The sequence below is a fragment of the Mesorhizobium salmacidum (SeqCode) genome (assembly GCF_037179605.1).
In the GTDB taxonomy this organism is placed as follows: Bacteria; Pseudomonadota; Alphaproteobacteria; order Rhizobiales; family Rhizobiaceae; genus Mesorhizobium; species Mesorhizobium salmacidum.
Genome location: NZ_JAPYKS010000016.1, coordinates 21,565 through 38,837, shown reverse-complemented (window position 1 = coordinate 38,837; position 17,273 = coordinate 21,565). Strand labels below are relative to the sequence as shown.

14 protein-coding genes are annotated in these 17,273 nt (G+C 63.2%); 12 read left to right on the top strand and 2 right to left on the bottom strand.

The window, feature by feature from the left end:
• The first annotated feature begins 3 nt into the window (after window positions 1–3).
• Window positions 4–795: an ATP-binding cassette domain-containing protein gene (locus tag O7A60_RS21070; RefSeq protein WP_337107858.1), complete on the top strand. Its 792-nt coding sequence runs from the start codon at window positions 4–6 to the stop codon at window positions 793–795.
• Between the two features lie 26 nt (window positions 796–821).
• Window positions 822–1,844: a LacI family DNA-binding transcriptional regulator gene (locus tag O7A60_RS21065; RefSeq protein ID WP_337107857.1), complete on the top strand. Its 1,023-nt coding sequence runs from the start codon at window positions 822–824 to the stop codon at window positions 1,842–1,844.
• A 315-nt stretch (window positions 1,845–2,159) separates the two neighbouring features.
• Here O7A60_RS21065 and O7A60_RS21060 read toward each other — a convergent pair whose 3' ends face one another.
• The gene (locus O7A60_RS21060) at window positions 2,160–2,750 is read right to left on the bottom strand and encodes a TetR/AcrR family transcriptional regulator (RefSeq protein WP_015318879.1); all 591 of its coding nucleotides are present in this window, start codon (window positions 2,748–2,750) and stop codon (window positions 2,160–2,162) included.
• A 492-nt stretch (window positions 2,751–3,242) separates the two neighbouring features.
• Here O7A60_RS21060 and O7A60_RS21055 point away from each other — a divergent pair, with 492 nt between their 5' ends.
• The 10 genes from O7A60_RS21055 (at window position 3,243) to O7A60_RS21010 (ending at window position 15,845) form a co-directional block, all read left to right on the top strand.
• A complete protein-coding gene (locus O7A60_RS21055) occupies window positions 3,243–6,419 on the top strand; it encodes an efflux RND transporter permease subunit (RefSeq protein ID WP_337107940.1) in 3,177 nt (1,058 codons plus the stop codon).
• 15 nt (window positions 6,420–6,434) lie between these two features.
• Window positions 6,435–7,586 carry an efflux RND transporter periplasmic adaptor subunit gene (locus O7A60_RS21050; RefSeq protein WP_337107856.1) on the top strand — a complete coding sequence of 384 codons (1,152 nt, stop codon included), beginning with the start codon at window positions 6,435–6,437 and terminating at the stop codon, window positions 7,584–7,586.
• Between the two features lie 189 nt (window positions 7,587–7,775).
• Window positions 7,776–8,468, top strand: coding sequence for a GntR family transcriptional regulator (locus O7A60_RS21045; RefSeq protein WP_337107855.1), 693 nt, complete (start codon window positions 7,776–7,778; stop codon window positions 8,466–8,468).
• Between the two features lie 35 nt (window positions 8,469–8,503).
• Window positions 8,504–9,610, top strand: coding sequence for a mandelate racemase/muconate lactonizing enzyme family protein (locus tag O7A60_RS21040; RefSeq protein WP_140507921.1), 1,107 nt, complete (start codon window positions 8,504–8,506; stop codon window positions 9,608–9,610).
• On the top strand, window positions 9,607–9,798 hold the full coding sequence (locus tag O7A60_RS21035) for a hypothetical protein (protein WP_337107854.1): 192 nt from the start codon (window positions 9,607–9,609) through the stop codon (window positions 9,796–9,798). The genes O7A60_RS21040 and O7A60_RS21035 overlap by 4 nt, the downstream gene beginning before the upstream one ends.
• A gap of 100 nt (window positions 9,799–9,898) precedes the next feature.
• Complete coding sequence (locus O7A60_RS21030; RefSeq protein WP_337107853.1) at window positions 9,899–10,483, top strand: hypothetical protein; 585 nt, start codon at window positions 9,899–9,901, stop codon at window positions 10,481–10,483.
• A gap of 58 nt (window positions 10,484–10,541) precedes the next feature.
• Window positions 10,542–11,306 carry an SDR family oxidoreductase gene (locus tag O7A60_RS21025; RefSeq protein WP_337107852.1) on the top strand — a complete coding sequence of 255 codons (765 nt, stop codon included), beginning with the start codon at window positions 10,542–10,544 and terminating at the stop codon, window positions 11,304–11,306.
• A gap of 437 nt (window positions 11,307–11,743) precedes the next feature.
• Entirely contained in the window at window positions 11,744–12,718 is a 975-nt protein-coding gene (locus tag O7A60_RS21020) for an ABC transporter substrate-binding protein (RefSeq protein WP_027142272.1), read from the top strand.
• 77 nt (window positions 12,719–12,795) lie between these two features.
• Window positions 12,796–13,866, top strand: a complete 1,071-nt coding sequence (locus O7A60_RS21015; protein WP_337107851.1) for a quaternary amine ABC transporter ATP-binding protein — start codon at window positions 12,796–12,798, stop codon at window positions 13,864–13,866.
• Window positions 13,863–15,845 carry an ABC transporter permease gene (locus O7A60_RS21010; protein WP_337107850.1) on the top strand — a complete coding sequence of 661 codons (1,983 nt, stop codon included), beginning with the start codon at window positions 13,863–13,865 and terminating at the stop codon, window positions 15,843–15,845. Before O7A60_RS21015 ends, O7A60_RS21010 begins: the two co-directional genes overlap by 4 nt.
• A gap of 19 nt (window positions 15,846–15,864) precedes the next feature.
• Here O7A60_RS21010 and O7A60_RS21005 read toward each other — a convergent pair whose 3' ends face one another.
• Window positions 15,865–17,223: an NAD(P)/FAD-dependent oxidoreductase gene (locus tag O7A60_RS21005; protein ID WP_337107849.1), complete on the bottom strand. Its 1,359-nt coding sequence runs from the start codon at window positions 17,221–17,223 to the stop codon at window positions 15,865–15,867.
• Window positions 17,224–17,273: the final 50 nt, after the last annotated feature.

Here is a 17,273-nt window from a genome sequence, read left to right as displayed (position 1 = left end):
ACCATGGCCGAGCCACTGATCCGCATGCAGAACATCCGCAAGTCCTATGGGCGCGTGCAAGCGCTGGTGGACGCCAATTTCCATGTCAACGAACGTGAGATCGTCGGCCTGCTGGGCGACAATGGCGCCGGCAAATCGACGCTGATCAAGGTTCTCTCCGGCGCGGTGCCGCTGACCAGCGGCGACATCTTCATCCGCGGCAAGAAGGTCACCTTGCGCAGCACCAGCGACGCCATCGCCCAGGGCATCGAGACCATCTACCAGGACTCCGCCCTGGTCACGCAATTGTCGATCGCGCGCAACCTGTTCCTGGGGCGCGAACCGATCAAGCCGCCGCGCTTCCTCAACCGCATGGACCAGGACGCCATGAACGCGGTCGCCCGCGACCTGCTCAAGCAGGTCGGCATCTCCAAGAACATCCCGCCGACGACGCCGATCGGCTCGCTCTCCGGCGGCGAGCGCCAGGCGGTCGCGATCGCGCGCGCCATGCATTTCGACAGCGACCTCATCATCCTCGACGAGCCGACCAACAATCTCGGCGTCGCCGAGACGCAAGGCGTGCTGAGCTTCGTGCGCAACGCCCGCGATTCCGGCCACTCCTGCATCTTCATCGCGCACAACATCCACCATGTCTTCCAGGTGGTCGACCGCATCGTCGTCATGCGCAGGGGCAAGGTGGTCGCCGACGACATCGATCCGAAGATGACAACCGTGACGGAGGTCGAGCGCATCATCACCGGCATGTCGGACAAAGACATCCGCGACGCCCTCGCCGACGGCAAGCCGGGGCACTAAGGGGCATCGACGCACAGGGTCGCGGCATGAAGGCCACCGTCTCCGACATCGCCAGGAACTGCGGGCTGTCGACCGCAACGGTCGACAGGGTGCTCAACAATCGGCCCGGAGCGAGTGCCGCCAACCGGCAACGCGTCATGGAGGCCGCCAAGCAGCTCGGCTATTTGCCGGCCGCCGGCCAGGTGACGCTTCCCTCGAAACCCGCAAACCTCGAATTCTTCCTGCCGATCGGCAGCAACGCTTTCATGCAGGACCTGGCAAAGCATATCGAGGACTACGCATCGCGCCTGCCGCTTGTGGCGTCCTGCCGGATCCACAATCTTGCCGGCATCTCGCCCAATGCCCTGCAGGCAGCGGTCGAAAAGCTGTCGCTGCGCGCCAACGGCGTCGGTGTCATCGCGGTCGATCACCCCAGGACACGCAACATCCTGCGCGACATGGTCGAGGCCGGCATCCGCCTGGTGACGCTGGTGTCCGATATTCCGGCCGCACCCCGCTCGGCCTATGTCGGGATCGACAACCGCGTGGCGGGACGGACGGCAGCACTTTTGATGGGACGCTTGCTGGGCGGCCGCGAGGGGCATCTGGCGATGGTCGTCGGCTCGCGCTCCTATCGCGGCCATGAAGAGCGCGAGATGGGCTTCCGCTCCGTGCTTGGCGAGGAGTTTCCCAATCTCACCGTCAGCAGCGCCGTCGAGATCAACGACGAGCCCGATGCCAGCTATGCGGAAACCATGAAGGCGTTGCGCAACGAACCGGAACTGCTCGGCATCTATTGCGTCGGCGCCGGGCGCTCCGGCATTGCCAAGGCGATCCGCGAAGCCAGGCCCAACCGCAAGCCGGTGTTCATCTGCCACGACTTGACAAGGGAGACACGCGGCTATCTCGTCGACGACCTCGCGGACGTCGTGATCGACCAGAACGCCAGGCTGATCGCGGAGCAGTCGGTGATCCAACTGCTCGGCTCGATCGCATCGTCAGCGCCCTATCTCACGCGCAAATTCATCGAGCCGCGACTGATCTTCAGGGAGAACGTGCCGGTGCAGTGAGGTCGCATTTCTCGAATTCACGCGGCGCCACGGCGAATCTGCACAGCAGCTATGCACAATTCATTGTTGCCGAATCATTGGGCAACTCGTAGTTTCTGGTTGTCGGCCATCTACTCCTCCCAGATGCGATGCCGACGCTGAATGGGGTGCACCTCCTCCCGCACCACATTCGAAATCGAGCCCGCTGCCACCTCCTCCCGGCAGCGGGCTTTTTTCGTTCTGATCCGCAGCAATTACGACGCCGCCGCGCCAAAAGCGTGCGGTTCGGTCCGTCCGGTCACGGAATCGCACAGATCGTTGGCAGTCCGGCAGACGTCAGCCTGCCGCAGTGCCCCTGAAGGAAACGATCAACCCTTCGGCCATACGCACGAACTGCGTGCTCGGGCCCTCGGCACCGACGGTCTGCACGCTGACGCGCGCGCCTTCAAACAGCAGCGACAGCGTATCGGCGAGAAGTTCGGCCTGACCAATTCCGGCATCCCGGCAGAGCCCAACCAGGCGTTCGCGCTGGGCTTCCTTGAGTTCCTTGATCACGCGCCTTGCCGGGTGATCGGGCTCGGTCAGTTCGGCGGCGGCGTTGGCCATATCGCAGCCGCGGCCGTCGGTGTTGAGCATGGCAGCGGCCTTGCGAACCCAGGCATGAAGCTGGGCGAGTTTGTCGCCCGGATGCTCGGCCTCGAACGTTTCCCACATCGCGCCGGCTTTCAACGCATTGGCGCGCAGGCATTCGACGATCAGTTCGTCCTTGGACTCAAAGTGACGATAGAGCGTCATCTTGTTCGTGCCGGCAGCCTCGGTGATGGCGTCGACGCCGACGCCTTTGATGCCGTGCTTATGGAACATGTCACGCGCCGTCTCCAGGATCCGATCCCGGGGACGAGAGCGCTCCACGACGCCGTCTGTCATCATGATCTCCTTTTCGTTTCCAAAAAATCCTCGGCCACCTCTTGACTAGGGTGTTACCGGTCTGTAACTTCCACAATGTTACTTACTGGTAACACCTATAACGTCCGTCGTCAATAACAAGGTCGTGAACTGGTCCTACCAGATCGAGATGGACGAAAAGACTGCCAATCATGCGGCTTCGGCCGGTGAAGAGATGAAAAACGGTTCGCGAGCATAGGCTGCGAATCGACAGACAAGGAGCCGGCCAATGCCACAGCGCCGCGATCTTACCATAGATGAGGCCGTCCGGGATCCGATGATCCGGCTGGTGATGAAAGCAGATGGGGTCGACCCCCGCGCCTTCGAGAACATGTTGCGCTCGCTCGCCGATGGGCAGCGTCGCGAGGTGCCGTTGCTGCGTTCACGGGAAGGGTCCCGTAACGGGCACGGCCAATTGTCCAGGGTCGCCAGCGCCTTCGGGCGGGCAAGAGCGGCCGGAGAGGCGTGTGTGTCGTGGTAAACTTCTTCATCCATCGTCCGATCTTCGCCTCGGCCATCGCCATTATCATGGTGCTCGCCGGGACGATTTGTTATTTCCTGCTGCCCGTTTCGCAGTTTCCCGACATCACACCGCCTCAGGTCGTGGTCAGCGCCCACTATCCGGGCGCCAGCGCGCAAGTGGTGGCAGACACGGTGACGACGCCGCTGGAGCAGCAGATCAACGGCGTGCAAGGCATGACCTACATGTCGTCGACGAGCTCCAATGACGGCTCGGCGACCATCACCATCACCTTCGATGTCGGCTATTCCCTGAGCACTGCCGCCGTCGATGTGCAGAACCGCGTCTCCCAGGCGGCCTCGTCGCTGCCGGCGATCGTCAACCAGGGCGGCGTGACGATCAAGAAGCAGAACCCTAACTTCGTCCTGATCGTCAACCTGACCTCGCCCGACCATTCCGTCGACCCGGTGGCGCTCTCCAACCTTGCCTATCTGCAGGTGGTGGATCCGCTGAAGCGGCTGCCGGGTGTCGGCGACGTGCAGATCTTCGGCGAACGGCGCTATTCGATGCGCGTCTGGCTCGATCCGGACAAGCTCGCCAATCTCGGCATCACCGCCGTCGACGTCCAGAACGCCATCGCCGAACAAAACGTCCAGGTGGCGGCCGGCAAGATCGGCCAGTCGCCGGCGCCCGCCGGCACCGCCTTCGAGATGCAGGTCAACGCCGTCGGCCGGTTGAGCGACCCCAAGGAATTCGGCGACATCGTCGTGCGTGCCAACACGGATACGGGTTCGCTGGTGCGGCTGCGCGACGTCGCCCGTATCGAGCTTGGCGCCCTGCAATATTCGTCCTCGGCCTTCTTCGGCAAGGACCCGACCGTGGTGCTCGCCGTCTATCAGATGCCCGGCTCCAACGCGCTCGATCTACAACAGCGCGTCAAGGACAAGATGCAGGAACTGTCGGCCCGTTTCCCCAAGGGCGTCGACTATGCGATGCACTACGATACGACGCGCTTCGTCTCGGCCTCGATGCATGACGTGCTGATCACCCTTGGCGAAGCCCTGGTGCTCGTCGTGGCGGTGGTGTTCATCTTCCTGCAGAGCTGGCGCACGACGATCATTCCGACCATCGCCATTCCGGTGTCGCTGGTGGCGACACTCGTCATCATGGAGATGATGGGTTTCTCGCTCAACATGCTCTCGCTGCTCGGCATGGTGCTGGCGATCGGCCTCGTCGTCGACGACGCCATCGTCGTGGTCGAGAATGTCGAGCGACAGCTCGAGGCCGGACTGAAACCACTGGCGGCGACAAAAGCCGCCATGGCCGAGGTCACGGGTCCGATCATCGCGACAACCGCCGTGCTGATGGCCGTGTTCGTGCCGGTTGCCTTCATTCCCGGCGTCTCCGGAAAGCTCTACAACCAGTTCGCGCTGACGGTGGCGATCTCGGTCGGCATCTCCGCCTTCAACTCGCTGACGCTCAGTCCCGCGCTCAGCGCTGCCTTCCTACGGCATCGCGGCGAGACGCAGTTTGTTCTGTTCCGCTGGTTCAATACGGGTTTCGACAAACTGTCGCATGCCTACGCCCATGGCGTGCGCTTCCTGATCCGCCTGCGCTGGATCATGCTCGGCTTGTTCGCGGCCGGTCTGGTCGCCACCTATTTCGTCTGGCAGAAGCTGCCCTCGACCTTCCTTCCGGTCGAGGACCAGGGCTATTTCTTCGTCGTCATCCAACTGCCCGACGGGGCTTCTCTGGAGCGCACCGATGCGGTGGCACAAAAGGCGCGCGACATCCTGCAGTCGACACCCGGCGTCGACATCGTCGGCTCGATCAGCGGCCTGAACTTCCTGACCAGCGCGGCGCAGTCGAACTCGGCGGTCGAGTTCGCCATCCTCAAGCCATGGGAGCAGCGTGGCCCCGACCAGAGCGCCTCGAAGCTCGTCGCCGACGTGCGCGGCAAGCTGATGCAGATCCCGGAGGCGTTCGCGCTCTCCTTCGATCCGCCCTCCATCCCTGGCATCGGCACCACGGGCGGCTTCGAATTCGTCGTCGAGGACCTCACCGGCCGCGGCAGCACGGCCCTCAACGACGCCACGCAAGCGGTGATCGCCGAGGCGCGCAAGCAGCCGGAAATCAATCCGCAGCAGCTGTTCTCGCCGTTCTCGACCTCGACGCCGCAGTTCAACTACGATCTCGACCGCGCCAAGGCGAAGCTGCTCGGCCTCAACCTGCCGGACGTCTTCAACACGCTGCAGATCTATCTCGGCTCGCTCTACGTGAACGACTTCAACCTGTTCGGTCGCACCTTCCGGGTGACCATCCAAGCCGACAAGGATTCACGTGCGGGTGCCGCAGATATTTCACGGCTCTATGTGCGCAATGCTTCCGGCGGCATGGTGCCGCTCAGCACGCTGGGCAAACTGGTGCCGTTCGTCGGCCCGGAAACCGTGCCGCATTACAACAACAACGCCTCGGCCACCATCAATGGCGGCGCAGCGCCCGGCTATTCGTCGGGCCAGGCGGTCGCCGCCATGGAGCGGGCCGCGGCCACCGCGCTGCCCAGGGATTTCGGTTTCGAATGGACCGGCATCACCTTCCAGGAGCTCAAGGCTGGATCGATCGCGTCGGTAGTGTTTGCCCTCGCCATCGTCTTCGTCTTCCTGATCCTGGCGGCGCAGTACGAGAGCTGGGCGATGCCGTTCATGGTTCTGCTGGCGGTGCCGCTCGCCCTGTTCGGCGCGTTCGCCGCACTTTGGGTACGCGGCATGCAGATCGACGTCTATTCGCAGATCGGCTTCGTCATGCTGATCGGGCTGGCGGCCAAGAACGCGATCCTGATCGTCGAGTTCGCAAGACGGCGGCGCGAGGAAGGCCTCACCATCATCGAGGCATCGATGGAGGCCGCTCGGCTGAGATTGCGGCCGATCCTGATGACCGCGTTTGCCTTCATTCTCGGCGTAGTGCCGCTGATGATCGCCACCGGCGCGGGTGCCGCCAGCCGTCAGTCGATCGGCACCACCGTGTTCGGCGGCATGGTCGCGGCGACCATCCTGTCGCTGGTGTTCGTGCCGGTCTTCTACGCGGTCATCGAACAGCTGCGCGAACGGCGCGGCGGCGACGAGCCCGCCTCTCAACACACTGAACCAACGGCCAAACCCGCCTTCCCTCCCCTGGCGGAAGCGGCCGAATAAGATTGGAGAATGATCATGCGTAAATGGAAAATCGCGTTGGGAACGGCTGTCGCGCTGGGTGCGATCTCGGTTGCCAGCGTCCAGCTGCTGGACATGGGCAATATCAGCCTGATTGCCGGCACGGCCGGGGCGGCGCCGGCCCCAGCAGCGTTCGTCATGCCGGTGCCGGTGGCGAACGTGGTCAAGAAGACGATCCCGATCTATCTCGACTATGCCGCGCGGACCGAGCCGATCCGCAGCATCACGCTGCAGGCGCGCGTCCCCGGCTACCTGCAGGAACAGACGGCGCAAGACGGCGCCGACGTGCGGCAGGGCGACCTGCTCTACAAGATCTCGCCTGACGATTTCCAGGCCGCGCTCGACCAGGCGAAGGCACAGGTACAGCGCGATACGGCGACGCTCGATTATGCACGTTCCAATCTCGGCCGCGGTACCGAGCTCGCCAAGAGCGGTTACCTGGACAAGGACAGCTTCGACCAGCGCACCAGCACCTTGCGCGGGGCGCAGGCGTCGCTGGCGCTCAACCAGGCTGCCGTGCGCACGGCCGAGCTCAATCTGAGCTATGCTGAAATCCACGCGCCGTTCCCCGGACGCCTGGGCCGCAACCAGGCTTCCGTGGGAACGCTGGTCAGCGTTGCCGGCACCGTGCTCAACACGCTGGTGCAGCTCGATCCGATCTACGTCACCTTCAATCCGAGCGAGACGGATCTGGCGCAAATCGAGGAAGCGCGTGCTGCCGGTCCGATCGAGGTCGAGGTCCTGCTGCCGGGCGAGACCGAAGCCCACCAGAAGGGCGAGCTCACCTTTATCGACAACACGATCGATCACTCGACTGGCACGATCACCGCACGCGCCACCATCGGCAACGCCAAGTTCACGCTCTTGCCTGGCCAGTATGTTCGCGTGCGGCTGCACGTCAAACAACAGCCCGATGCGCTGCTGGTGCCGCAGGTCGCGCTGGGATCAAGCCAGCTCGGCAAATATCTCTACGTCGTCGGCAAGGGCAATACGGTTGACCAGCGGCTGGTTTCGCTCGGGCCGACCAGCGGCGATATGGTCGCCATCCTCAGCGGCGTCGCCGAAGGCGACCAGGTGATCACAGGCAACCTGCAGAAGATCGGCCCCGGAATGCCGATTTCGCCCCTCCCACAGAAACCGGCTACCTGACTCCCCCGCAGGCCCGGTTTCCGCGGCGCCCTCGACCTTTCCCAGGGTCGCGGGCGCCGTTTTCATGAGCAGACCGACCAGGGCGGCGACGTCGGCGCCGTCGGAAACCGAAAAATCAAGACCACGAACTCTTGTTAGATTGTCGACAATCTGATTGTCTTGCCTTCTGTTCTCGCTGGAGTGGACCGGATGGTGAAGACGGAGTTCAGCCCGATTGCCGACACGACGCGCCGCGCCGGAATCGTGGCACTGCTGCGGCGCGCGATCCTGACTGGTCAGCTCGAGCCCGGCCAGAAGCTCAACGAACTCAGGATTTCCGAACAGATGCGGGTCAGCCGTGCGCCGCTGCGCGAGGCGATGCGCGAGCTGGTGCAGGAAGGCATCCTGACCAGCATCCCCTATGCCGGCACCTTCGTCATCAATGTCACCGCCAAGGACATCGACGACGCCTATTCGCTCAACAAGGTGCTGGACGAGTTCGCCATCGAACGGACGTGGAAGCAGCGCGACCAGCGTTTCTTCGAAGAGCTTGACCGGCGGCATGAGGCGGTGAAACAGGCGACCCGCGACCGCGACACCACAAGGCAGATCGAAACCGCGCTGCAACTGCATGGTCTGATCCATGAATGGGCCGACAATTCGGTGCTCCTGGAAACCTGGCAAAGGCTGACCAGCCGTTTGCAGATGTACTTCGCCCTGCACCAGCAGGCGCGAAAGGAACCCGTGCCGGCCGAAGATATCCATGAAACCTATGTGGCGCTGCTCAAGGGCGACGACATGCGTGCCGCCCAGCGCCATGCCCGCGAGCATATCGACCTCGATTTCGAAGAGCTTCTTGCCCATGCGCGCGGCCTCGAAAGGCGTCCGTCGAAAGGCGCCTGACCCCTTCCCTCATCGCGGATAATGGATACCCCCACGTGCAGATCGAAACCATCAAAGCCTTTCACGTCGTGCAGCCCTTCGTGGACGGCCCCTATCGCATGTCCAAAGGACGCGTGGCCGACTGCTTCGACGCCGTGATCGTCTCCATCACCTCCGACAGCGGCATCACCGGATGGGGTGAGATGGCGCCGCTCGGCAATTTCTACTCGGCCGCCTTCCCCGCCGGCACAAGGGCCGGCGTGCCGGAGATCGCACCGCATCTTGTCGGCCAGGACCCGTGCGGGCTGGCCAGCATCGGCCGGCTGATGGACACCGTGTTCAAGGGCCATCCCTACATCAAATCAGCGCTCGACATGGCCTGCTGGGATCTGGCGGCGCGCGCCGCCGGCGTGCCGCTGGTGACGCTGCTTGGCGGCAAGGAAAGCGACACGGCGGAACTCTACAAGGTCGTTACCCATGGCACGGTCAATCAAATGGCCGCACTTGCCGGGCGCATCGTCGAGGACGGTTTCAGCCGGCTGCAGGTCAAGGTCGGCGGCAATGTCCATGACGACATCGAACGGGTCACCGCGGTCGCCGCCTCGGTGCCGAAAGGCACTGTCATTTTCTGCGACGCCAATGCCGGTTGGACACCTTACCAGGCGCGGCAGTTCGCCGATGCGACGCGGGCGATCGACTATACGTTCGAGCAGCCCTGCACGACCATCGACGAGAACATGTCGGTGCGCCGCATGCTCGACAAACCGATGGTGCTCGACGAATCCGTCACTTCGCTCGAGGCGATGCTGGAAATCCATCGCCTCGGCGCGGCCGACGGACTGACGCTGAAGATCTCGCGGCTCGGCGGCGTCACCAAGACCCGCCTGATCCGGGACGTCGCCGTCGACCTCGGCTTCATGATCACGGTCGAGGATACCGGCGGCGCCGAGATCGATACATCCGCCATGGCGCATCTGTCGCTGTCGACGCCGGAGGAGCGCCGGCTGCACGCGATTGCCTTTCATGAATGGGTGACGGTGCGCACCGCGTCAAACGCGCCGCCGGTCACCGGCAGCCGCATGGGCATTCCCGCCGGGCCAGGCCTTGGCATCGACGTCGTTCCCGACCTGCTCGGCAAGCCGTTCTTCGAGGTCGGCCGGTGAATATCCGCAGCATCAAGGCCACGCCGCCGACGTCGCCGGCGGCCGTCATCATCGATGATGTGCTCTCCCAACGGCTGGTCGGCCGCGACGCCATCGACATTGCCGGTGCCGAACATGTGTGCCTGCCCTTCTGGACCGGCGTGCAGTCGATCAACGATCGCCCCCTCGCCTCGGACGGATATTTCTGAGGCCGTCACGTAGTCGATTGCACTCGAGGTCTGCCTGGGTTTCGTATTTTCCTCCGTCCCGGTCGGTGTTAGGCTGAACACTCACGGCGGACGACTGCTCATGACGGCATTTCATGATGCGGCCCTTGCCTGGCTCGTTGGCCTCGTCGCGCTGCCCGCAGTGGGATTTGCCGAAAGTCCGCCAGCGTTCGAGCTCAAGCTCGATATCGACCAGGACGGCAAGATGGATCGGGCGAGGGTAACGCAGGAGCTTGGTGCGCCGGCCGATCTCTATATTTACCTGGTAACCGGCGAGGAGAAGCTCGATTCCTCGCGTCGCCCCGATTTCGTCAGGAAAGGACTGACGGAAGATCGGGTCCTCGACCTTGAAACCAAGGGCAAGGGATGGCTGGCGATAACGTCCTGCTTCGGATGCGGCGCCAGCAAGTCGACAGAAGAAACCATGACGATCGTCTATCGCCGGGGCCAATTCCTGGTCGGTGGCTACAGCCGCAGTTGGGACTGGAACCAGCAGACGTCGGATGGCGTCAAGACGACGCTCGGCGGCTGCGACATCAACTATCTCACAGGCGTAAGCATCGTCTCCAAGGACCTTGAAGGCGGCAAGCCGATCAAGGGCAAGTTCAAGCCCGTGCCGCTCAAGGCCTGGTCCAGTGACCGGCGCCCAAAGGCTTGCGACTTCTGATGAGATTGATCAAAGGACGGCAATGCGCATAACCTCCCTCGACAAGGGAGGCAAGGCAATGGATCTTTTCAAACTGGAGGGCGATGTCGCGCTGGTCACCGGTGCCGGCAGCGGCATTGGCCAGGCAATCGCGATCGGGCTGGCCGAGGCAGGCGCCGATGTCGCCTGTTTCGGCCATACGTCGAAGGGCGGGCTGGACGAAACCGCTCACCGGATCACCGCGCTCGGCCGCCGGGCGCTGGTGTTGACCGGCACCGTGACCTCGGACAGCGATCTCGCGGCGGCCATCGATCGCGTGGAAGCCGAACTCGGTGCGTTGACGGTCGCCGTCAACAATGCCGGCATTGCCGGCTCGCAACCAGCGGAGACACTGCCGTTGGAAAAGTGGCGGAAAGTGCACGAGGTCAATGTCGCCGGTGTGTTCCTGTCCTGCCAGGCCGAAGCGCGCAAGATGCTGGCGCGGGGCAAGGGCTCGATCATCAACATCGCCTCGATGTCGGGCACCATCGTCAATCGCGGGCTGACGCAGGCGCACTACAATTCCTCGAAGGCCGCCGTCATTCATCTGTCGAAGAGCCTCGCCATGGAATGGGCCGATCGTGGGCTGCGCGTCAATGTCGTCAGCCCGGGCTACACGCTGACGCCGATGAACAAACGGCCGGAGGTGGCCGAACAGGTGAAGATCTTCAAACGCGACACGCCAATGGGACGCATGGCGGCGCCCGAGGAAATGGTCGGGCCGACGGTGTTCCTGGCCAGCCGGGCGTCGAGCTTCGTCACCGGCCTCGACCTGATCGTCGATGGCGGCTACGTCTGCTGGTAACGGGACGTGCGAGCCATGTCCCGCCGGCTTCGCCTGCGGTCTGAAATTCCGGCGCGAGCGTGGCGTTAGTCGTTGCGCGGCATGAACGTTGGTATATATAATTTCATCCTATGAAACAGCGCTGGCGAGACAGGGCTTGCCAGGGCTATAGCCGAGAGCAATTCCGCCGGAAATGCTCGGGATCATGGGACCTTGATGGCTCGCACCTTGCAGGGCGCCGCAGGACTGGCAATTGATCCGCGGATCGCCGTCGCGGCGATCGATCGGCCATGAGACTGCCCGCCTCGGCAGCGTCCGTCATCACCGAAATCGAGCATCGCCGCGCCTGCGCCGGCGATAACGGCCTTGCGCAACAGCCGGCCTTTCCAACACAATCAAGAAAAGACGCAAAAAAGGGAACGACCAACAATCGTCACAGCTTGAAGGAGAACCAAGCAATGCCAATTCGCAGTGTGATTTCGAAATTCTCAATGGGAGCTTTTGCACTTGCCGCGGCAAGTGTGCTGACGCCAACAGCGCAGGCAGCGGCACCGGAATCCAACGACCCGATCAAGATTGCCTTGTTCGACTGGACCAGCGTCAACCTCAACGCCAAGATCCTCGGCGGCATCCTGGAAAAGCTCGGCTATACCGTCGAATACCCGACCGCCGACTATCTCTCCAGCCTGACAACCGGCCTCACCAATGGCGATATCGATGTCGGCCTGGAGTTCTGGGACACCACCGCCGGCGAAGCCATGAAGGCTTCCGACGCCACGGGGCAGACCGAAAGGCTGGGCAAGCTCGGGCCCAAGGCCAAGGAAGAGTGGTGGTTTCCCGAATACATGAAGGAAAAGTGCCCGACCTTGCCGGATTGGCACGCGCTGCTCGATGCCACCTGCGCGGCATCGTTCTCGACCGCCGAAACGGCGCCGAAGGGGCGCTACCTCGGCGGCCCGGTGACCTGGGAAGGTTTTGACGACGAACGCGTCGCGGCACTGAAACTGCCCTTCACCGTCATCCATGCCGGCACCGATGCGGCGATGTTCGCCGAACTCGATTCCGCCTATCAGCGCAAGGCGCCGATCATGCTGTGGATTTATTCGCCGCATTGGGCGCCCGCAAAATACAAGGGCGAATGGGTGCAATTCCCGGAATACACGCCCGAATGCTACAACGACCCGAAATGGGGCGTGAACCCCGACGCCAAATATGACTGCGGCAAGCCGCATGGCGAGATCTGGAAATACTCCTGGAACGGCATGAAGGACAAATGGCCGGTCGCTTACAAGGTGGCCAAGGCCTACACGGTCGATACCGACGAGTTGAACAAGATGAGCGGCGAGATCGACCTCGACGGCAAGACGCCGGAAGACGTCGCCGCCGCCTGGATCGCCGCCCACGAGGCAGACTGGAAAGCCTGGGCGCAGTGATCGCTCCGACTGGAAAAGGGAGACCCGGCTGTTGAGCAGCCGGGTCTCAATTCCTGATGCTCCAGAAGGACGACTGAATGACGGAAGCGATTGAACAGGCATCGAATGCGGGAAAAAATCCCCGCCCGATAAAACTTGCCTGCCGTAATGTCTGGAAACTGTTCGGCTCGAACGCCACCAATTTCATCCGCGAGCGCGACGGCAAGGCCAGCATGGCGGAGGTCTCGGCGGCCGGGCTGGTCGGTGCGGTGCGCGCCGTCGACCTCGAAATCCGCCAGGGCGAGATCTTCATCATCATGGGGCTGTCGGGCTCCGGCAAATCGACACTGGTGCGCTGCATGTCGCGGCTGGTCGAGCCGACGCATGGCAAGGTCGAATTCGAAGGCAAGGACCTGGTCAAGATTTCCGATGCCGCGCTGATCGAACTCAGGCGCCACCGCATGGGCATGGTGTTCCAGAACTTCGCCCTGCTGCCGCATCTCAACGTGCTCGACAACATCGCCTTCCCGCTCAGCATCCAGGGACAGGATCGTTCGACACGCGAGGCGCGCGCCCGCGAAGTCATCGACCTCGTCGGCCTGCGCGGGCGCGAACATTTCTACCCGCGCGAATTGTCGGGCGGCCAGCAGCAGCGCGTCGGCATCGCCCGCAGCCTCGCAACCAAGCCCGAGATATGGTTTCTCGACGAGCCGTTCTCTGCGTTGGATCCGCTCATCCGCCGCGAAATGCAGGATGAGTTGATGCGGCTGCAGACCATGCTGCACAAGACCATTGTGTTCATCACCCATGATTTCGACGAGGCGATCAGGCTCGCCGACCGCATCGCCATCATGAAGGACGGCGAGGTCATCCAGATCGGCACGCCGGAAGAACTGGTGGTCAATCCGGCGACCGACTATGTCGCCGAGTTCACCCGCGACGTCGACCGCGCCAAGGTGATCTCGGCACGCAGCCTGATGCGTGCCTGCGACGGCGCCGAGCATGGCGGCACGGTAGCGCCGGAGGCCAAGATTGCGAGTTTTTCCGCCAGCATCGTTGCCGCCGGAAAACCGTTCGCGGTGATCAACGGCACCGGCACGCCGATCGGCGAAGTGACGCCGCAAGCGGTGATCGATCTGCTGGCCGGCATCGAGCGAGCCGGCGCATGACGGTCACGGCAAGCGCCAGCCAGACAAGGCGACCAATTCAGCGGTGGCTGGTGATCTGGGTGCTCGCGCTTGCCGCCGTGCTGGTGGTGTTCCTGCTTCAGGACAGACTGCCATGGGCCGTCAACTATCCGGTCGAGGCGGTCGTCCCCGTCGCCGACTGGGTCAGCGCGCTGATGGGCTGGATCAAGTCGAACCTGTCCTGGCTGACCCGCTCGGTCACCGCAGTGCTCGGCGTGCCGCTCGACTTCGCGCTCAATCTCTTGGCCAAGAATTTCAAGTTCGGCCATGGCGCCGACGCCTTCGTGTTGCCGCGTTTGTCCTGGGTTGGCGTCTGCGCGGCGGCGTTCCTTGCCGGCTATGCGGCCGGCGGCAGAAAGCTCGGCCTGCTGGTTGGCGGCTGTTTCCTGTACATCGCGCTGTTCGGCCAATGGACCAGCGCCATGCTGACCCTGGCGCTGATCTCGATCGCCGTGCCGTTCTGCATCGTCACCGGGCTATTCGCCGGCATCTGGGCGTGGCGCAAGCCGTGGGCGGAGCGGTTCATCGTCTCCCCCGCCCTCGACCTGATGCAGACGATCCCGACCTTCGCCTATCTCATCCCGATGCTGCTGCTGTTCGGCAACAGCCCGGTCTCGGCGATGATCGCCACCGCCATCTTCGCCACGCCGCCGATAGTGCGGGCAACGATGCTGGGCCTATCGCGGGTGCCGTCCGAGATCGACGATTTCAGCGAAATGGCCGGCTGCACGGCGCGGCAGAAATTGTGGCGCGTGCTGCTCCCCTCGGCGCGGCCAACGCTGATGGTGGGCGTCAACCAGGTTATCATGCTGGCGCTCAACATGGTGATCATCGCCTCGATGATCGGCGCCGGCGGGCTCGGCTACGACGTGCTGCTCGCCCTGCGCGCGCTCAAGGTCGGCGAAGCGATGGAAGCCGGGCTCGCCATCGTCGCGCTCGCCATCGCGCTCGACCGGCTGAGCCAGGCCATCGCCCACAAGCAGGCAACAGCCAATGTCCACCGGTCGTCCGCGAGCCCGCGTTTCTGGCGGCGCTACCCCAATCTGACGCTGGCCATCGCCATCCTTGTCGTCACGACGCTGCTCGGCCTGTTCGTGCCGGCCTTCGCGGCCGTGCCGAAGGCGATCACCTTCACCACCGCGCCATTGTGGAAAGCGGCTGTGAATTGGGTGACGATCAACTTCTTCGACGTCATCGAAGCGTTTCGGGTGGCGCTGATCCTCAATGTACTCAATCCGCTGCGCGCCTTCTGCGAAGGGTTCCCGTGGCTGGGCGCGGTGTTCCTGCTCGGCCTTGCCGGCTACCAGCTCTCAGGTTTGCGGCTGGCCGCACTTGTCGCGGCACTCACCGCCTTCTGCGCCATCACAGGCCTTTGGGAAAAGACCATGGCGACGGTCTATCTCTGCGGCATATCGGCCTTCATCGCCTGCCTGATCGGCATTCCGATCGGGCTTGCGGCGGCGCGCAGCGACCGCTTCGAAAAGATCGTCACGCCCGTCATCGACACGCTGCAGGTGCTGCCGTCCTTCTGCTTCATCATTCCGGTGGTGATGCTGTTCCGTGTCGGCGACGTCACCGCGATGATCGCCACGGTTGCCTTCGCCGTGGTGCCGGCAATCCGCTACACCAACCACGGCATCAGGCAGGTGCCGCCGGCGCTGATCGAGGCCGCGAAAGTTTCGGGCTGCACGCCGCGCCAGACCTTCTTTCGGGTGCAACTGCCGCTGGCGCTGCCGGAGATCATGCTCGGCGTCAACCAGACCATCCTTATGGCGCTGGCGATGATCATCATCTGCGCCATGGTCGGCACGCGCGACCTCGGCCAGGAAGTGTTCATCGCATTGTCGAAAGCCGATTCCGGCCGCGGCATCGTCGCGGGTCTGGCCATCGCCTTCATCGGCATCGTCGCCGACCGGCTGTTCAATGCCTGGACGGCGAAGGCGCGGGCAAGGCTCGGATAGTCAGGAAGATGCGCCGCGGCTACTCCGCCGCGACGCCCTTCACCTCAAGGTAGCTCTCCATAGAATCGTCCAGCGCCTGCAGCCAGGGCGTGTGGTGCAGCGGCGCCATGGTCCCGGTCATCAGTGAGCGGTAAGCGTGGTCGCGGAAGCTCATAATGTCTTCCGCCTTGTGGTGCTCCCACTCCATGAAGGTCTGGTTGACCGCCTCGACGTCGAAGCCTGGATAGTCGGTCTGGTCCATCAACTCCTTAGTGTAGTCACCCTGGAACCAGATCATCTGCTCGGCGTCCTCGAGCATTTTCTCGCGGGCGCGCCATTTCGCGCCATGCGCCGCCATCGCCTCCGCCGAGGGCAACTTGATGCGGCCCATAATGACGTCGCGCGCGAACCAGGCCTGCGCGTCAAACATGTTGAAGGTATAGAACTGGTCCTGCATGCCGATGTAGGAAAGCTTCGGGTTCTTCTCCCAGACGACACCCTCATAGAGGTCCAGCGGCCACATGCGGTTGGCGGTCTTGAGCTTGAGGTCGTCGGTGAGGAAGGGGAAGGAATGGAGGTAGCCGGTGCACAGGATGATGGCGTCGACATCCTTGGTGGTGCCGTCCTTGAAATGCGCTGTCTTGCCGACGACCTTCTGCAGCAGCGGCACCTCTTTCCAATTCTCGGGCCATTTGAAGCCCATCGGCTTCGAGCGGTAGCTGGAGGTGATCGATTTCGCGCCGTATTTGTAGCATTGCGAGCCGATGTCCTCGGCCGAATAGGAACGGCCGATGATCAGGATGTCCTTGCCCTTGAACTCCATGGCGTCGCGGAAATCGTGGCTGTGCAGGATGCGGCCGTTGAAGGTCGAGAAGCCTTCGAAATAGGGCACGTTGGGCACGGAGAAATGCCCCGAAGCGACGACGACATTGTCGAACTCCTCGGAGTAAGTCACGTCATTGGTGCGGTCGTGCGCGGTGACCGTGAATTTCTTCGTCTCGTCGGAGAAGGTGACCATGCGCACCGGGCTGTTGAAGCGCACCCATTTGCGCAGGCCCGACTTCTCGACGCGGCCCTTGATGTAATCCCACAGCACGGCGCGCGGCGGATAGGAGCCGATCGGCCGGCCGAAATGCTCCTCGAACGTGTAGTCGGCGAATTCCAGGCATTCCTTCGGACCGTTCGACCAGAGGTAGCGGTACATCGAGCCGTGGACGGGGTCGCCATGTTCGTCGAGGCCGGTGCGCCAGGTGTAGTTCCACAGGCCGCCCCAGTCGGACTGCTTTTCAAAGCAGACGATCTCGGGAATGTCGGCGCCCTTGTCGGCGGCCGACTTGAAGGCCCTGAGCTGGGCCAGACCGGACGGGCCGGCTCCGATAACGGCAACGCGAGTGTTCATTCCGGGCCTCCTCTTTTTGATTTCCCCAGCGAAACAAATTTCACTGGCAG